This is a genomic window from Fibrivirga algicola (assembly GCF_011742925.1).
Taxonomy (GTDB): Bacteria; Bacteroidota; Bacteroidia; order Cytophagales; family Spirosomataceae; genus Fibrella; species Fibrella algicola.
The window spans coordinates 697,917-715,012 of sequence record NZ_WAEL01000002.1 but is presented as its reverse complement, the minus strand read 5'-3'; the positions used below and the strand labels follow the sequence as shown (position 1 = coordinate 715,012).

General features: G+C 52.1%; 16 protein-coding genes. 14 read left to right on the top strand and 2 right to left on the bottom strand.

Annotated elements, in window-relative coordinates; all coding sequences use genetic code 11:
- Positions 1 to 6: 6 nt before the first annotated feature.
- Both F7231_RS08125 and F7231_RS08120 read right to left on the bottom strand, forming a co-directional pair.
- Positions 7 to 444, bottom strand: coding sequence for an ABA4-like family protein (locus F7231_RS08125; RefSeq protein ID WP_166691529.1), 438 nt, complete (start codon positions 442 to 444; stop codon positions 7 to 9).
- A 161-nt stretch (positions 445 to 605) separates the two neighbouring features.
- Complete coding sequence (locus F7231_RS08120; RefSeq protein ID WP_166691528.1) at positions 606 to 1,364, bottom strand: alpha/beta fold hydrolase; 759 nt, start codon at positions 1,362 to 1,364, stop codon at positions 606 to 608.
- A 40-nt stretch (positions 1,365 to 1,404) separates the two neighbouring features.
- Between F7231_RS08120 and F7231_RS08115 the strand changes: the two genes are divergently transcribed.
- The 14 genes from F7231_RS08115 to F7231_RS08050 all read left to right on the top strand — a co-directional run bounded on the left by F7231_RS08115 (position 1,405) and on the right by F7231_RS08050 (position 17,041).
- Positions 1,405 to 1,875 (top strand): MaoC family dehydratase, encoded by a 471-nt coding sequence (locus F7231_RS08115; RefSeq protein WP_085412011.1) that lies wholly within the window; start codon positions 1,405 to 1,407, stop codon positions 1,873 to 1,875.
- 123 nt (positions 1,876 to 1,998) lie between these two features.
- Positions 1,999 to 2,736 (top strand): 3-oxoacyl-[acyl-carrier-protein] reductase, encoded by a 738-nt coding sequence (fabG, locus tag F7231_RS08110; protein WP_085412012.1) that lies wholly within the window; start codon positions 1,999 to 2,001, stop codon positions 2,734 to 2,736.
- Between the two features lie 188 nt (positions 2,737 to 2,924).
- Positions 2,925 to 4,064, top strand: a complete 1,140-nt coding sequence (locus tag F7231_RS08105; RefSeq protein WP_198172221.1) for an acyl-CoA dehydrogenase — start codon at positions 2,925 to 2,927, stop codon at positions 4,062 to 4,064.
- Between the two features lie 170 nt (positions 4,065 to 4,234).
- Complete coding sequence (locus tag F7231_RS08100) at positions 4,235 to 5,161, top strand: AraC family transcriptional regulator (protein ID WP_085412014.1); 927 nt, start codon at positions 4,235 to 4,237, stop codon at positions 5,159 to 5,161.
- A 244-nt stretch (positions 5,162 to 5,405) separates the two neighbouring features.
- Positions 5,406 to 7,181, top strand: coding sequence for a M3 family oligoendopeptidase (locus F7231_RS08095; RefSeq protein ID WP_166691527.1), 1,776 nt, complete (start codon positions 5,406 to 5,408; stop codon positions 7,179 to 7,181).
- Positions 7,182 to 7,248: 67 nt separating this feature from the next.
- Positions 7,249 to 7,527, top strand: coding sequence for a hypothetical protein (locus tag F7231_RS08090; protein WP_166691526.1), 279 nt, complete (start codon positions 7,249 to 7,251; stop codon positions 7,525 to 7,527).
- Positions 7,528 to 7,708: 181 nt separating this feature from the next.
- Complete coding sequence (locus F7231_RS08085; RefSeq protein ID WP_166691525.1) at positions 7,709 to 8,782, top strand: NAD-dependent epimerase/dehydratase family protein; 1,074 nt, start codon at positions 7,709 to 7,711, stop codon at positions 8,780 to 8,782.
- A 53-nt stretch (positions 8,783 to 8,835) separates the two neighbouring features.
- Complete coding sequence (locus tag F7231_RS08080; RefSeq protein WP_166691524.1) at positions 8,836 to 9,804, top strand: GDP-mannose 4,6-dehydratase; 969 nt, start codon at positions 8,836 to 8,838, stop codon at positions 9,802 to 9,804.
- Complete coding sequence (locus F7231_RS08075) at positions 9,801 to 11,306, top strand: glycosyltransferase family protein (protein ID WP_166691523.1); 1,506 nt, start codon at positions 9,801 to 9,803, stop codon at positions 11,304 to 11,306. The genes F7231_RS08080 and F7231_RS08075 overlap by 4 nt, the downstream gene beginning before the upstream one ends.
- On the top strand, positions 11,272 to 12,264 hold the full coding sequence (locus tag F7231_RS08070) for a glycosyltransferase family 2 protein (RefSeq protein ID WP_085412019.1): 993 nt from the start codon (positions 11,272 to 11,274) through the stop codon (positions 12,262 to 12,264). Before F7231_RS08075 ends, F7231_RS08070 begins: the two co-directional genes overlap by 35 nt.
- Before the next feature lie 16 nt (positions 12,265 to 12,280).
- A complete protein-coding gene (gene asnB / locus F7231_RS08065) occupies positions 12,281 to 14,185 on the top strand; it encodes an asparagine synthase (glutamine-hydrolyzing) (protein WP_085412020.1) in 1,905 nt (634 codons plus the stop codon).
- Between the two features lie 3 nt (positions 14,186 to 14,188).
- A complete protein-coding gene (locus F7231_RS08060) occupies positions 14,189 to 15,127 on the top strand; it encodes a glycoside hydrolase family protein (protein WP_166691522.1) in 939 nt (312 codons plus the stop codon).
- Between the two features lie 127 nt (positions 15,128 to 15,254).
- Positions 15,255 to 16,067 (top strand): hypothetical protein, encoded by an 813-nt coding sequence (locus tag F7231_RS08055; protein ID WP_085412022.1) that lies wholly within the window; start codon positions 15,255 to 15,257, stop codon positions 16,065 to 16,067.
- Positions 16,067 to 17,041 (top strand): glycosyltransferase family 2 protein, encoded by a 975-nt coding sequence (locus F7231_RS08050; RefSeq protein WP_166691521.1) that lies wholly within the window; start codon positions 16,067 to 16,069, stop codon positions 17,039 to 17,041. The genes F7231_RS08055 and F7231_RS08050 overlap by 1 nt, the downstream gene beginning before the upstream one ends.
- Positions 17,042 to 17,096 lie beyond the last annotated feature (55 nt).

Sequence of the window (17,096 nt, the reverse complement as noted above, 5' to 3'; positions counted from 1 at the left end):
AACGGTCTACACTCCTGACTTCATCCCGTTTATGCCGCGCACGACCACGTAAAGTAACATGCCAAGTGGACCGAGCATAAAGCAAAACAATAGACAGGGAATCAGCCAGCCGTGAGCAATACTGTGTTGGTGCGCGTCGCGGAGAATCCAGCAGCCGGCTACGAGGTCAAAGGCGAGGTAGTGAATCCAGCCTGCGAGCATCACCTGCTCTCCACCTTGCTGAAACAGGGTCATCACGCCTTTCAGTGTAGCAAACGACATAAAATTGAGTGAACCACCGGTGCTGGTGAAGAGGTAATACCCATACAGCACAGCCAGCAGGGCCGGAACGAGCAACGTGCGGGTGAGCCACCGGGTAACCGACCAGTTAGGGGCCGCCAGCATGAGCAGCCACTGGGGAAATACCAGCGCATTGGCGAGGGAGAAAGCAATTTCATTCGACATAATTCGGGCAGATAGACCTAAAGTAATGCTTCAGTTTAATGGGGTAAAATAAAGTAATCCACAATTAATTACGTTATCCACACTCCGTTGCCCCCAAAGTGTGGATAACTCTTGTCTATTCTCGATTATACGGCCCAATCAGGCGCAACAAAAGGATCGTTTTACAGTTGCGCTGCCACTCGCCGAACCAGCGAGGTATGGCCTGTTTGAAGTACCGTTAGTTCGCAGGTCGGCAGGGCTGCTAACAAGGGGCGTGTATGTGCGCGCGGCAGCACCGTATCAAACTGACCAAGGAACAACTGTACCCGAATAGTATGGGCGGTCATTGTGTTGGCAAACGCAGGTACGTTCGATTGTAGTGTTCGAAAGCCCGTCCAGGCGCGGTAAATCTGGTCGCGCTGTTCGGGCGTCTGCATGGTTGCCTCCACGAATCGAAGTAGGGCGGCATTCAGTAGCTTGAGACGCACCAGTCCGTGACCCAATGCCAACAAAATGGTGGTATGCCGGAGAAAAAAACGGAGAACAGCCCTGCCCGGTTTTGTCGACGTACCTAGCCGGAACCAGGGGTCCTGTGTGATGCCATCCGGGGCCAGTAAAAGTACTTCGTCGATTCGGGCGGCAAAGGCCTGGGCCGTCACCAGCGCAAACCGCCCGCCCATACTGAAGCCGACCACCGAAAAACGATCGATGTTGTGGGTGGCTGTGAATTTCGCGACTAAACTTTGCCAGTACGTGCTGGTTATAATCGAGGGCCAATTGACGAACCGGCTTTGTCCGTGAAAAGGAAGATCAATGCTGTAGATGGTGTGCGTCTGCGCCAGTTTTTCGGCGAACGGCTCGAAGCAGCGGCTGTCCTGACCAATTCCATGAAATGCCAGCCAGACAAGTGGCCCAGAACCATATTTGATAAATGTGAACACATTATGGATGTTGGATGCTAGACACCAACGTCTAATTCCTATGCAAACATTCCCAAACCTCGATGCCCTCACGGCCCATGCCGGTCAGGAGCTGGGCACCACCGACTGGATCACCATTTCGCAGGAGCAGATTCAGCAATTTGCCGAGGCTACCGGCGACCACCAGTGGATTCACCTCGATGCTGACCGGGCCAGCCGTGAATCGCCCTACAAGACAACCATTGCCCACGGTTTTCTGACGCTTTCACTGGCACCGCGCCTGCTGGCCCAGATTTACAAAGTGGAATCGGTGAAAATGGCGATCAATTATGGAGCCAACAAAATTCGGTTTACCAACGCCGTTCCCAGTGGTAGTCAGGTACGTATGAAAGCGTGGCTGCATCACGTTGAGCCACAAAACGCCAACGAAGGGGCCAGCGGTGTGCGGGCCATCATTGAGTGCGTATTTGAGGTGGAAGGGCAAAGTAAACCCGCCTGCATCGCCGAATTGATTATGTTGCTGTTTGACTAAATGGTTTGATGTTTGTCGTTTGATGTTTGTTGTTGCGCTGCTAACCCGCGATCATGTTGGTTAGCAGCGCAACAACAAACATCAAACGACAAACATCAAACCATTTAGGTAAGCTAAACCCCTATGCGTTTACAAAACAAAGTTGCCATCATCACTGGCGGAGCACGCGGCATTGGCCGGTCTGCCGCCGAAATTTTTACCCGCGAAGGGGCCACCGTCATTATTTGGGATATGCTCGACGAAGGCGAAACAACAGCCCAATCCCTTCGTGATCAGGGCCATAAGGCCACCTTTATGCGGGTAAGCGTGACCGACGTACCCGGCGTAGAAGAGGCCGTACGGACGGTGCTCGACCAGCATGGGCAGATCGACATTCTGGTCAACAATGCCGGCATTACCCGTGACCGTACCCTCTTAAAAATGAGTCATTTGGAGTGGCAGCAGGTAATTGACGTTAATTTAACAGGCGTATTCAACTGCACTAAAGCAGTGGTACCACATATGGTCGAGCGCGGTTATGGCCGTATTATCTGTACATCGTCGGTGGTGGGTGTACACGGTAATTTCGGACAAACAAATTACGCGGCTACCAAGGCGGGCGTGGTGGCGATGTGTCGCACGTGGGCCAAAGAACTGGGTTCGAAAGGTATTACAGCCAATGCCGTTGCTCCCGGCTTTATCCGCACCGATATGACCGATGCCATGCCCGAAGAAGCCCGTCAGGCTACCATTAAGCTGATTCCAGCCCGGCGAATGGGCGAACCCGAAGATATCGCCAATGCGTACCTCTATCTTGCCTCCGACGAAGCCTCGTTCGTGAACGGGCAAGTGCTCGGCGTAAACGGCGGGCAGGCGTCGTAAGGTGTTTGACGTTCACCGTTTGAGGTTTGTGGTTGCGTTGCTAATCAACGTGACCGCGGGTTAGCAGCGCAACAGCAAACCTCAAACGGTAAACTAAATATTGTTATGCATGCATACTACTTTCGTTGTATTTTTACTTCATCAATCGATAACACTATATGACTACGGCACCGCATGACCTGCAGGGTCTGAATTTTAACTTATCTGAAGAACATCTGGCTGTTCAGGAAGCGGCCCGTGATTTTGCCCAGACAGAATTGTTGCCGGGCATTGTTGAACGCGACAATGCTCAGCAGTTTCCCACCGAGCAGGTACGTAAGATGGGTGAACTGGGTTTTTTGGGCATGATGGTCTCGCCGGAATATGGCGGCGGCGGTATGGATACCGTTTCCTACGTCCTGGCCATTGAAGAAATCTCGAAAATCGATCCGTCGGCATCCGTGATTATGTCGGTGAATAACTCACTGGTTTGTTACGGCCTGGAAGCGTTCGGTACAGAAGAGCAAAAACAGAAATACCTGATTCCACTAGCGAGTGGGCAGATGATTGGCGCATTTTGCCTGTCTGAACCCGAAGCGGGGTCTGACGCCACCTCGCAAAGCACAACTGCCGAGGACCGTGGCGACCATTACCTCGTCAATGGCACAAAGAACTGGATCACCAACGGCGGCACGTCGGGTGTAGCGCTGGTAATTGCCCAGACTGACCGGGAGAAAAAGCACCGGGGTATCAACTGCCTGATTGTTGAGAAAGGCACACCGGGTTTTGTGGTTGGCAAAAAAGAAGATAAGCTGGGCATCCGGGCGTCAGATACGCACTCGCTGCTTTTTACCGACGTAAAAGTGCCGAAAGAAAACCGAATCGGCGACGACGGCTTTGGCTTTAAATTCGCTATGTCGACCCTGAACGGTGGCCGAATCGGTATTGCTGCTCAGGCACTTGGTATCGCTGCTGGCGCGTATGAACTGGCCCTGAAATACAGCCAGGAGCGGAAAGCATTTGGCAAAGCGATCTTCGAGCACCAGGCTATTCAGTTCAAACTGGCCGAGATGGCTACCCGCATTGAGGCCGCCCGGTTGCTGGTATACAAGGCGGCTCGCCTGAAAGATGAGCATAAAGATTATGTGCAGGCGGCGGCTATGGCCAAGCTGTTTGCGTCTGATATTGCCATGTGGGCCACTACCGAGGCTGTACAGATTCATGGGGGCTATGGCTTCGTGAAAGAGTTTCACGTAGAACGCCTGATGCGCGATGCCAAGATCACCCAGATCTATGAGGGTACCTCAGAAATACAAAAATTAGTGATTGCTCGCGAACTTGTTCGATAGGTGGTTTCTTAAAAAAACTATATTTTTATAGGTACATGGCCCTATTTCCAGTGAATAGGGCCATTTTTTTTTATGGAATGGAAACTTTTGTGGTTGTATTAGTTTTGTACAATTTATTAGTTTTGTGCAATATTGCAGCGCAACACGGCTAATGCAATCCGTTTCCTACTATGGAAGACTACAATAAGATTATCGAATCGCTGGGGGTGAAGTTTATCAAGGCACGGAATATCCGCATCCTGCAGCCTATTGTGATTAAGAATTTCTACGACGTAGAGAATACGTTGTTGATCCTATATAACGGTGAGGTGTCGTACGGTGAAGAGCATCAGAAAGTCGAGATCGGCGATATGCTGTTTATTCCGGGTGGCAAACACGTAACGGTGACGTATGGTGAACCGTCGAACCCAAAGCCGGTTACGAACGAAGAGTTCATGACCCACCGGGAGCATTACTTCGAGGCCAACCGTGACCCAACGCGGATCAGCACCATGCCCAACTCGTTTGGGTACGTGTCGTTCGAGGCCAAGGTCTTCGACTCGGTGAACTTCTTCAACTCGCTCGACGTGCCGCCGTTCATCATTAAGCATGATGAAACGCTGGCGCAGGCCATTCGGCAGATCCTGATCGAGGACATGACCGATGTGGCCGGCAAAGGACGGGTGATCAAGATCAAGACTGAAGAGATCGTGATCGAGGTGATTCGTTACATCCTGAAGCAGCGTCTGTTCGTTGAGCAACTGGTGACCAACAGCACCTACTTTAAAGACCCCCGCCTGATCGACATCTTTGCCTATATAAAAGACAATATCGGCGGCGACCTCTCGAACAAGGTGCTGGCCAACGTAGCCAACGTATCGGAAGATTACGTTGGGCAGTATTTCAAGATGCTGACGGGTATCAATCCGCAGGATTATATTGAATACCAGCGCATGGAAGCCGCTGTAGGGCTGCTGCGGACCAGCAAGAAAAGCATTCGGGCTATTGGGGCCGAGGTTGGTTATAAAGACACGGCTTATTTCTGCCGTCGCTTTAAAATGATGTTTGGTATTCCCGCCGGCAAAATGCGCCGTCGCGAATCACTCATGAACGTCTAGTAAACGAAGAGAATATCCCCCATTAAACTGTACGCGATAAAAAGCCCGGTCCGGATTCGTCTGGCTGGGCTTTTTGTGTGAACAGAAGTACCCAACGACAACCCGGCAGGTATTGGGTACATTTAATAGATGAACGGGCAAGGCAGCTTTGTTGCCTGTATGGTGGTCTTATTGGGCTGATTTGCAACAAAAAGCTTGATTCAAACGTCCTATACAACGTCAGTAATGTTGTATCTTGACACTTATGCAAGCTGAATTAACCCTTACCCGGACACCCCGGCATTTCCTGCCCGACGCGTATGAACTTCACGCTTGGGCCGATGTACAACCGTTCTATGATGACTTACTGAACCGGGTCATTACTGATGCCGATTCCCTGCGGCGCTGGTTCAGTGACCGGAGCGAACTGGAGTCGTACCTGTCCGAAAATTTTGCCTGGCGTTACATCCGCATGACCTGCGATACGGCCAATGCAGAACTGGTTGAGCGGCTGAATTTTTTCATTGAGACCATTCAGCCCATGATGAGCACGCTGGGGAATGACCTTGACAAAAAAGCGCTTAGTAGCGCCTGGCTGGCCGAGATGACCACTACCGCCGAACTGGTGATGGTGCGAAGTATGCAACTGGCCAGTGCCATTTTCCGGGAAGAGAACGTACCCCTGCAAACCGAAATGCAAACCGAAGAGCGGCAGTATGGCGCTATTGTCGGTGCCATGACGGTCATGGTCGAATCGGACGGTATTCGGGAAGAAGTGACGCTACAGAAGGCGTCTGATCTGTTACAATCAACTGACCGGGCTGTGCGTGAAAACGCCTGGTTTTTGATTCAGGATCGCCGCTTCAAAGACCATGAAACGCTAGATGCGCTGTTTGATAAGCTAATTGGACTGCGGCAGCAAATTGCCCAGAATGCTGGCTTTGCCAATTTCCGCGATTACATGTTTGCTGCCCTCGGCCGGTTCGATTACACGCCTGAAGACTGCTTTACCTTCCACGAGTCGGTGGCCGAGGCGGTGGTGCCGTTGCTGAATGAACAAGCTGCCGATCGCCTCGCCAACTTGCAGCGAACCGACGAAACGGTCCATACCCTACGGCCCTGGGATACGAAAGTAGATCCGGATGGGCACCCGCCGCTGGTGCCGTTTGCCACCGCTGCCGACCTGGTCGACAAAACGATTCGTTGCTTTGACCACCTCGACGCCACTGGTGAACTAGGTGGTTACCTGCGCATTATGCGGAAGATGGGACACCTCGACCTCGATTCGCGCAAGGGCAAAGCACCGGGGGGCTACAATTATCCGCTCGAGGAAATAGGCGTTCCATTCATCTTTATGAACGCCACGTCGAGCCTGCGCGATCTGGTAACGATGGTACACGAAGGTGGGCATGCTGTTCATTCTTTTCTGACCCGCGAGCTACCCCTGAAAGCCTACCGTAACCCACCGATGGAGGTAGCCGAACTGGCATCAATGTCGATGGAGCTCATGTCGATGGACCACTGGAACGTGTTTTTCGAGGATCCCGAGGAACTGCGCCGGGCCAAACTGGCGCATCTGGAATCGATCATCGAAACGTTGCCCTGGGTAGCCACCGTCGATCAGTTTCAGCACTGGCTCTACGGCACGCCGCCTGAGTCGGGTTCGATCCACAACCATGCCGAGCGCCGGGCTGCCTGGGTACGTACCTACGACCGCTTTGCCGATGACAGGACCGACTGGAGCGGGCTGGATCACTATAAGGAATACGTGTGGCAAAAGCAGCTGCATCTCTACGAAGTGCCCTTCTATTACATCGAGTATGGCATTGCCCAACTGGGGGCTATCGGGGTATGGCGAAACTACCGGCAAAACGCCGAACAGGGTTTGCAGGGCTACAAAGATGCCCTGAAGCTAGGCTACCAGGCCCCCATTCGGGATATCTATGCCGCCGCCCGCGTACCGTTCGACTTTTCGAAGCAGCATATCGGTGAATTGATGGCTTTTGTACAACAGGAAATCAGCGCCTTAAAAAAGCAGTGACCAACCTCCGTCGGCTAAGCAGTTTGTGATTACCTTTGCCGAACTTTCGATTCACAATCAAGCAGCTATGAAACGCGTCGTTTATATGGGAATGTTCGTGCTGGCCGGTCTTTCGCTGGCTTCGTGCGATTACCAGAAGAATAATACCATCCGTCAGGAAGATTTCCGCAAGAATGATTTCCGTTCGGGCTACAAAGCCGGAGACGCTGAAGTATATGGCACCGGTCCGGATTCGGCCGCGGTACAGTCGACCTACAAATACAAGCCAAATCCAGAGTTGGAACAGCGGACCCAAAAGATTCGTGAGAAGCTATTTGGTGCAGGTACTGTTGGCGAAGGCGCGTAAACAAGTCCCTTTCCTGGATTCTTTGTTAAACGAAGAGGCGATACCCAGCGGCATCGCCTCTTCGTTTGTTAGGGAGTGGTTACTAAGAATATAACTTTTTTGCGTTACTTTGCCGCACTACTAAACCCAAGTAATTAGGATTTTTTAGTTAGTGTAGGCTGATAAACAAGGCTTTTCAGGTATGAATGTTGCATTAGTTACAGGTTCGGCAGGACTCATCGGCAGCGAATCAGTTGCCTTTTTTTCAGATAAGTTTGATCTCGTAGTTGGGATCGACAACAACATGCGTCAGTACTTCTTTGGCGCAGAAGGTTCAACGGAGTGGAACCGTAACCGGCTCAGCGATGCGTACCGCAACTACACGCACCGCCCCGCCGATATCCGTGAAGTATCGCAGCTGGAGCCGATCTTCAAAGAGTTTGGTGCTGACATTAAACTGATCGTTCACGCGGCCGCTCAACCTAGCCACGACTGGGCCGCCCGCGAACCATTCACTGATTTTACGGTCAATGCAAACGGTACGCTGAACCTGCTAGAAATGACCCGGCAGCATGCCCCGGAAGCGGTGTTTATCTTCACCTCGACCAATAAAGTATACGGTGATAACCCGAACTACCTGCCCCTGATTGAAACGGAAACGCGTTGGGAAATCGACGAGAACCATCCGTATTTCAAAGATGGCATCGATGAGTTCATGAGCATCGACCACACCAAGCACTCGCTGTTTGGCGCGTCGAAAGTAGCGGCCGACATCCTGGTGCAGGAATATGGCCGGTATTTTGGCATGAAAACCGCCGTGTTCCGCGGTGGCTGCCTCACCGGGCCAAACCACTCGGGTGCACAGCTGCACGGCTTTCTGAGCTACCTCATGAAGTGCGCCATTACCGGCACGCAATACACCATTTTCGGTTATAAAGGCAAGCAGGTACGTGACAACATTCACAGCTACGACCTGGTAAACATGTTCTGGCATTTCTACCAAAACCCCCGCGCTGGCGAAGTATACAACGCCGGTGGTGGCCGTCACGCCAACTGCTCGATGCTGGAAGCCATTAAGGTGTGCGAGGAAATCTCAGGCAACACCATGAACTATACTTATTCGGACACTAACCGTATCGGTGACCATATCTGGTATATTTCGAATCTCAATAAATTTAAAGAGCATTACCCAGGCTGGAACTGGAGCTACGATCTACATCAGACTTTGGTGCAGATTCACGATAGCATGGTAGCTCGGTTGGGGCAAACGGCCTGATCGAGATCGTGACCGTCGGCACCCACCTGCTGACGGTCACCCCTGACTAACACATGAAACCATCCCCCCAATTAGTAGTCACTGGATGCGCGGGCTTTATCGGCAGTCACCTCACGGATAGACTCCTCGCCAGTGGATACCGGGTCATTGGCATTGATAATTTTGATTCGTTTTACGATCGTTCTGTTAAAGAGCGAAACGTAGCCGGTGCATTGAGCCACCCGAATTTCACCTTTATCGAAGCCGACATTCGGGATTCCGAGTGGTTGAACAAGCTTGATGCCGATGTAGAGGCCGTGATTCATATTGCGGCAAAGGCAGGTGTACGCCCATCTATTGAGCAGCCGCACGAGTACATCAGTACCAACATTGCTGGTACCAACAACCTGCTGGCCTGGATGCAGCAGCGGGGTATAAAAAAGATGGTGTTTGCGTCGTCGTCGTCAGTCTATGGCAACAACGAGAAGATACCGTTCAGCGAAACCGACAGCGTTGAGCAGCCCATATCGCCATATGCGTTCACGAAGCGATCGTGCGAACTGCTGACCCATAATTACCATCACCTCTACGGGATGGGCATTATCAACCTGCGTTTCTTCACGGTATACGGAGAGCGGCAGCGTCCCGACCTGGCCATTCATAAGTTTGTGCGAATGATGGCCGCCGACGAAGCGATTCCGATGTTTGGCAACGGAGATACTTCGCGAGATTACACCTACGTCAGCGACACGGTGGATGGCATAGTGGCGGCGTTGACGTACCTGGACGAGCACCCCTCGACCTATGAAATTATTAACCTGGGTAACCACAGCCCCGTTACGCTGCAAACGCTGGTGACTACCCTGTACCGCCTCATGGACAAGTCGCCTAATATTCAGCGCCTGCCTATGCAACCCGGCGACGTTGATCGTACCTACGCCGATGTGTCACGGGCGGCAGCCCTGTTGGGCTATAAGCCCAAAGTGTCGCTGGAGGAAGGGCTAAGCCGGTTTGTCGACTGGTATAAAGCGACGTACCTATGAGGAAACCACTGTTGCTGAAACCCGCCACTAGCTGGTTCCACTGGATCGTGTTGGCGCTGGTGGTGAAAGGCCTGTTCTTTGGCTGGTTTCTGACCCGGACCTACTACCATGATATCGATGGGTTCTGGGGTCAAAGCAACGGTGACATGATGACGTACATCCAGCCTGTAGAGAGCCTGCTGGCCCATCAGGGATTTAAAACGGATGTGCGTATGCCTGCCTATCCGGCTCTGTATCTGGCGTTTCGGTTGTTGTTTAGTGTACCGGTAGCCTGCAACCTAGTTATTCTATGTCAACTGTTGGTTTCGGCCCTATCAGTTTATGTGCTGGGGTTATGCGCTCAGCGTCTGTTTCAGCACGAACGAGCCTTTTATTGGGGCTACTTTATCTACCTGTTTAGTACGTTTGTCAGTGTATTCGACGCCTATTTCCTGACCGAAAGCCTGGCTGCTTCGGCGTCCGTTTTCCTGCTGTATGCGTTGCTCCGGTTCGAAGAAAAACCCAGCCGTTGGCCAATGCTGCTGGTGGCGGGCTGCTGGATGACCTGGTCTATCTTTCTTAAACCCGCTCATATGCCCCTGTTGGGCATTCCGGTGGCAATCTGGGCACTGCGGTGGTTGCGGGGAAAGCTGTCGGCGAAGCAGTTGCTTCGCTATAGCTTCCTTTTCCTGCTCCCATTTATGCTGGTTGATGGTGCCTGGATGGTGCGAAATTACCGAACCTATAAGGAGGTGATTCCACTCTTGAAAAGTCCATGGTATCCCGAAAGCTTCTGGCCCGCCAATTACTTCGATCTGATGGCCTTTTGTCAGAGCTACGGCGAAGATTTCTCGTTCTGGTTTCCAAATGCCGGCATCCGCTGGATTCAGGGCTGGGGCAATAATAATTTTTTACCACCAGTACGCTGGTACGTGAAGGAAGAGCTTGGGCCGCCGCCCAGCTACGTATATACCGATAAGTTTAATCTGGATTCGATTACGTCGGTCCGGAATTTGTGCTACAGTCTGGGAAATGGTCCCGTGCTGGATTCCCTGCAACGGAGTGCCGTATCAGCGCAGATAAAAGAGAAGATGAATCGCTACACCCGGTCGGTCCGCGAAGACAATCCGCTGGTGTACTATGTGTGGGCGCCGGTCCGTTATACGCTTACTTTTTTACACGGTACGTGGGGGTATACTTTTCTGGATGATATGGTGAAAGCACAATGGCCCCGATTTTTGCTCCGGCTGTATCATTATCTGTTTGTGTTGATTCCGGGATTATTCGGCCTGATTCGTTTATTTAAGACCGGATTTCGACGTGACGAGCGATTACTGTTTATACCGTTGGCGTTTGCCTACTGTATCGCCGTTTATGTAGTGGTGCTCCGGCATCCGGAGACCCGTTATCTGGCTCCTTTTTATCCATTTTTAGTACTCAGTGCTGTTGGCACATTCCTGTCAGTCAGACGTAAAAACCGATCAATACATGGCCTACCTCTCCGTTATAGTGCCGATTTATAATGAATCGAAGAGTATACCCATTCTGTTTGACTCACTTGAGAGTGCCATTAGTCAGTATGATTACGAAATCATTGCGGTTAATGACGGCTCTAAAGATGATTCACTGGAGCAACTACGCGTTGTGTGTGCCCGTAACAAGCGTGTAAAGGCCGTTAACTTCAAGCGTAACTTTGGTCAGACGGCGGCTATCAACGCCGGTATTCAGCATGCGTCGGGCGAGGTGCTTGTGCTGATCGACAGTGACCTGGAAAATGATCCTCACGATATTTCAAAGCTGGTCAACAAGCTCGATGACGGCTACGATGTGGTAAGCGGCTGGCGGCAGAATCGTTGGAAAGGCGAGTTCCTGACGCGCAAACTCCCCTCGATGACGGCCAACAAACTGATCAGTAGCATATCGGGCGTGCCACTGCACGACTATGGCTGTACCCTGAAAGCTTACCGGCGCGACGTAATTAAAGACGTAACCCTCTACGGGCAGATGCACCGCTTTATACCGGTCTACTGTGCCTGGCAGGGTGGTAAAGTGACCGAAATGCCCGTGAACTACCAGCCACGGCAGTTCGGGAAAAGCAACTATGGCATTTTCCGTACATACAAGGTGCTGCTCGACCTGGTGCTGATCAAGTTTCTGGAAAAATACATGCAACGGCCTATTCACTTCTTCGGAGGGGCGGGTATCCTGGCGTTCATTGTAACGTTCGTGGCAACCCTTATGGCGGCTTATTTCAAGCTAACTGGCCAGAAAGACCTTGTTGAAACGCCATTGCCAACTATTGCCTCCATGTTTTTTGTGGTAGGTATTCAGCTGGTGCTCATGGGTGTAATTGCCGAAATCCTGATGCGGACCTATTACGAGTCGCAGAACAAAATGCCGTATACGGTGAAGGAATTAATCAATTTCGACGTACCAGGCAACACGGTCGATGCGCGCGCCGACCGGATGCGAATGAGTTAATTGAACCAATAACATTATGTGTGGATTAGCAGGGTTTACAGGACGCGGCAGCGAAGACGATCTGTTGCGGATGATTCGGCAACTGAAACACAGGGGACCCGACTTTCAGGGTGGCGACCTGAAACCCAGCTCCTCGTTCAATACGCAGGCTATTGGTGGGGTGGGGCTTGGCCACGCCCGTCTCAGTATCATCGATCTCAGTTCGGGGGCCAACCAGCCGTTCTACACCGAAGACCAGCAAATTGGCATGGTCTTCAACGGAGAAATTTACAATTACCTGGAATTGAAAGCCGAATTGCAGGCGCTCAACAAATATTACTTCCGAACCACATCGGATACAGAAGTGCTGCTGTACCTGTATCAGGAGTATGGCGAAAAGCTGTTCGAGAAGATCAACGGGATGTTTGCTTTTGCCATCTACGATTTCCGTACCGGCAAAACAATGCTGGCTCGTGACCGCATGGGCAAGAAGCCGCTGCATTACAGCGTTATCGGCGACACACTCATTTATGGCTCCGAACCGAAAGCGTTGTTGCAGCATCCGCTGGTGAGCAAAACCATCAGCCCCGACGCACTCAACGCCTACCTCACGTTTGAATACGTACCCACGCCCTACAGCATCTATCGCGATATTCAGAAGCTGGAACCGGGCCACTACCTGCTGTTCGAAAACGGCAGGATTACCGCCAATAAACCATTCTGGACAGTACAGTTCAAGCACCAAACCATTTCCTTCGACGAGGCCCTGAGCCAGTTCGACGAGTTGCTGAACGATGCGACGGCCTCCCGGCTGGTGGCCGACGTGCCGCTGGGCGTCTTTCTGAGTGGTGGTCTCGACAGTTCGGCGGTGGCGTATTATGCCCAGAAGAACAGCACGTCCAGGATCAAAACGTTTTCGATCGGCTTTCAGGAGAAATCATACGACGAGACCGATTATGCACGGTCGGTAGCGAAGCATCTGGGTACCGATCATTATGAAAAGGTACTGACTGCCCAGGATTCGCTCGACCTGCTGCCCGGCATTACGGCTCAGCTCGACGAACCCTTCGCCGATGCGTCCATCATTCCTACGTACCTGCTGTCGCAGTTTACCCGCGAACGAGTAACCGTGGCGCTGGGCGGTGATGGGAGCGACGAGTTGCTGGCGGGTTACCCCACCTTCACCTCCGACTATGTGCGGGGCGTGTTTGGCGCCATGCCGCGTCCAATAAAGGCACTGGCCAATCAGGTGGCTGACCTACTACCGGTTAGCGATGCCAACATCAGCCTGGATTTTAAGGTAAAGCAATTTCTGAAAGGCTTTCAGGAAAAGCCGGCCTACACGCATACGCTGTGGCTGGGCAGCTTTTCGCCCGCGCAGAAACGCCAGTTGCTCAGCGCCGACGTGCAGGCGCAGCTAACCGACAAAACGGGACTGGGTTTGATTGATAAGCACCTGGCCGATCTGCCCGCTGGTACCAACGCCTTCGACCAAACGTCGTACATCTACTACATGACGTACCTGCTCGACGATATACTGGTGAAAGTAGACCGGGCCAGTATGTATAATTCGCTGGAAGTTCGGGCGCCGTTTCTCGATTACCGCATTGTCGATTTTGCTAACAGCCTACCCGAATCGTTCAAGCGGAAGGGGCTCACGGGCAAATACATTCTGAAGACACTGATGCGGAACAAGATTCCGGACGACATCATCGATCGGCCTAAAAAAGGCTTTGGCATCCCGCTGTCGCAGTGGCTGCGGAACGAGCTAAAACCCCTGTGCAATGACCTGCTCTCCGACGAATCGTTGAGCCAGCACGGCTTATTCAACACCGCGTACGTTCGGCAATTGCAGCGGGAACATTATTCCGGCAAACAAAATCACCGCAAACTGCTCTGGACGCTTATGGTGTTCCAGCAGTGGTACAGACATTATCATTGACGTATGAATTGGCAGAAAAAAGGAGTTGTATACAAGCCTACGGGCGAGTTTGAATTTAGCCAGACCCACGCGCAGGTGCCGTTCGGGTTTCCGATGGACGACCGCTTGCGGGTCTATTTCTCGACCCGGGATAAAGACATTCAGTCAGCTACTTCGTTTGTCGAACTCGATTCCAACGACCTCTCGAAGGTGCTCTATGTACACGACAAGCCCTGCCTGACCAAAGGCGAGGTAGGTACGTTCGATGAGAGCGGCGCGATGCCGTCGTGGTTTGTGCCCGTCGACGACGAAATCTGGCTGTACTATACCGGCTGGAACAAGAGCGAAACCGCTTCGTACCGGTTGGGTATTGGGCTGGCCGTAAGCCGCGATGGCGGCCTAACGTTCGAGCGGAAGTTTACGGGGCCTATTCTGGACCGGTACATCTTCGACCAGGTGTGGGTGGCGCAGCCCTGCGTCATTCGGGAGCGCCCCGACCTGTGGCGTATGTGGTACCTGTCGTGCACGAAAATCGAAGTGATCGACGGCCACCCGGAGCCTTTCTACGACGTGAAATACGCCGAATCGACCGATGGCATTCACTGGAACCGCACGGGGCAGGTATGCGTAGGTTACGACGCCTTCACCGATGCCATTGGCCGCCCAACGGTGTTCCGCGATGGGAATCTGTACCGCATGTATTTCTCGTACCGCAGCGCCACCAACTACCGCACCGACGTGCGCCGTAGCTACCGGATTGGCTGTGCCGAGTCGACAGATGGTATAAACTGGACGCGGACTGATGACCAGGCTGGTATTGAGCGGTCTGACGAAGGCTGGGACTCGATGATGATGGATTACTGCCACATCTTCTCGCATCAGAACAAGTGGGTGATGCTTTACAACGGAAACGGGTTCGGTGCTTCAGGTTTTGGGTATGCCTTAAATCAGCCTGAACCCTGACTCTCGTCAGTCTGTTCGGATGAGTGAACGCCCTAAGTTTGTGGGTCTCCACTCGCTAACAAACCGGCTTATCATTGGTTTTAAGAGGAGTAGACAACTAACTTGTCTCACAACATCATAATACACTATGCAGGAGGTAGCTAAGTATATCATCAAAGTTAACGCCGAGGTAAAAGACGGCCGGATTGTACCGGAGATCCCCTACGAAGAAGTAATGCGGTTGGTCAACGAACCGAACATCGTCATTATCAAAACGGGGTTTGCTCCCGAAACACTGCGCAAGGTGATTGACGGAACCCGTGCCTGGGCCGCCAAAACGCCCCTGTCTGAAGCGCCCGACACGTTCGACAATAACCAGCATAAGCAGCGGCTGCACATCGCCAAAATTCAACAGGCACCGCAGCTATTTCATGACCATACATTCGATGCCATTCTTGATCTCGACGACGAATTCCGGCAGACGTTACTGACCGTTTTTGATCCTGTTCGTGAGTTCTGGAACAGTATGACGGGCAATAATGAGCAGTATGGCATCCGCAAAGGGCAGCCTTATTTTCACCCCCAGGTAACCCATTACCCGCTGGGTGGTAGCTTCTTTGGCCGGCACTGGCACCCCCTTAACCCACAGAAAGTTGGTATGATTCTGGCCTTGAATCAGTATGGCCAGGATTATCATTCAGGGGGTACCGGGTACGTGATCAACAATCACGTTGTAGAAACGGAAGGGTATCAGGACATGGGCGATATGATCCTGTTCCGCTACGACCTGCCTCACTGGGTTAGCCCATCAAGTTTTGCCGATCGCTTCAGCTGGGATAACCCGGCCGGGCGTTGGGTATCCATTCTGCCATTTTATGACCCCTGGGCCAAACCTGCTGACAACGAAGAGCCGCAGGGCTGGAGTAAGCAAATTGTGCAGGCGAAAGAAGTAGCCGCTTAATGAAAGTAAAAGTTAGCGTACTGATTATCACGTATAATCAGCAGCGATTTATTCGCAAGGCCATTGACAGCGCCCTTGCGCAGCAAACATCGTTTCCCATCGAAATTTTGGTGGGAGACGATTTTTCCAGCGATGGAACGCGGGAAATCATTCAGGACTACGAACGCCTGCACCCGGGTTTGGTCAGGGGGGTACTGCACCCACGCAACATGGGTAAAAATGGTGGTATCAACTTCCTGGAGACATTGAAGCTGGCTCAGGGCGAATACTATGCCCTGATGGATGGTGATGACTACTGGACCAATCCACTGAAGCTTCAGAAGCAGGCCGATTTTCTGGATGCACACCCTGATTACTCAACCGTTTTTCACAACGCGGTTATAACCTACGAAGACGGTACACCCGAGCACCTGTTGAACGGTCCGGATACGAAATCGTCGTTTACAATCGATGACCTGATCGGCGAAAAGGAGATCTGGTTCATGGCTACCTCGAGCACCATGTACCGCAATAGCATCAAGGAATATCCCGCTTGGTTCATGGAATCGGTAAGTGGTGATATTCCCCGGCTGATTCTGAAAGCAAAGCAAGGTAAAATTGGGTATCTGCCCGATGTCATGTCGGTATACCGGAAGAACCACGGTGGCACCAGTTTTACGGATAAATACGATGATGCCAACTTCCTGCGCAACCGGATTGCGATGTACGAAGCCATTGGCCGGGAGCTGGACGGCAAATACGACAACGTGTTGAACCGGAACATTGCCCGGTATTACCGTTGGATGCTTGATAGCCACCAATACCGAGATCATTATTATCCCCGCAACCTGCTAGCTATCAAATACCTGCGTTTGGCTAAGCCTTCCGATGAGGAATGGAAGGAGATTGTACAGGAATACATTATCCCTGCTCCGCTGATGCGACTATACAGTTCATTGGCTATTGGGCTGGGTAAGTTACTTCGGCCCCACTAGGCCGGTCATCGCAGACGAAGCAGACACGTACCCAATAAAAAATCCCCGACCTGTT

Bases quoted from the DNA above. Each gene is read 5' to 3' on its own strand.
- F7231_RS08075 (WP_166691523.1), top strand. From the start codon at position 9,801: ATGAGGAAACCACTGTTGCTGAAACCCGCCACTAGCTGGTTCCACTGG.
- fabG (WP_085412012.1), top strand. From the start codon at position 1,999: ATGCGTTTACAAAACAAAGTTGCCATCATCACTGGCGGAGCACGCGGC.
- F7231_RS08100 (WP_085412014.1), top strand. From the start codon at position 4,235: ATGGAAGACTACAATAAGATTATCGAATCGCTGGGGGTGAAGTTTATC.
- F7231_RS08060 (WP_166691522.1), top strand. From the start codon at position 14,189: ATGAATTGGCAGAAAAAAGGAGTTGTATACAAGCCTACGGGCGAGTTT.
- F7231_RS08085 (WP_166691525.1), top strand. From the start codon at position 7,709: ATGAATGTTGCATTAGTTACAGGTTCGGCAGGACTCATCGGCAGCGAA.
- asnB (WP_085412020.1), top strand. From the start codon at position 12,281: ATGTGTGGATTAGCAGGGTTTACAGGACGCGGCAGCGAAGACGATCTG.
- F7231_RS08090 (WP_166691526.1), top strand. From the start codon at position 7,249: ATGAAACGCGTCGTTTATATGGGAATGTTCGTGCTGGCCGGTCTTTCG.
- F7231_RS08050 (WP_166691521.1), top strand. From the start codon at position 16,067: ATGAAAGTAAAAGTTAGCGTACTGATTATCACGTATAATCAGCAGCGA.
- F7231_RS08115 (WP_085412011.1), top strand. From the start codon at position 1,405: ATGCAAACATTCCCAAACCTCGATGCCCTCACGGCCCATGCCGGTCAG.
- F7231_RS08070 (WP_085412019.1), top strand. From the start codon at position 11,272: ATGGCCTACCTCTCCGTTATAGTGCCGATTTATAATGAATCGAAGAGT.
- F7231_RS08080 (WP_166691524.1), top strand. From the start codon at position 8,836: ATGAAACCATCCCCCCAATTAGTAGTCACTGGATGCGCGGGCTTTATC.
- F7231_RS08095 (WP_166691527.1), top strand. From the start codon at position 5,406: ATGCAAGCTGAATTAACCCTTACCCGGACACCCCGGCATTTCCTGCCC.
- F7231_RS08125 (WP_166691529.1), bottom strand. From the start codon at position 444: ATGTCGAATGAAATTGCTTTCTCCCTCGCCAATGCGCTGGTATTTCCC.
- F7231_RS08055 (WP_085412022.1), top strand. From the start codon at position 15,255: ATGCAGGAGGTAGCTAAGTATATCATCAAAGTTAACGCCGAGGTAAAA.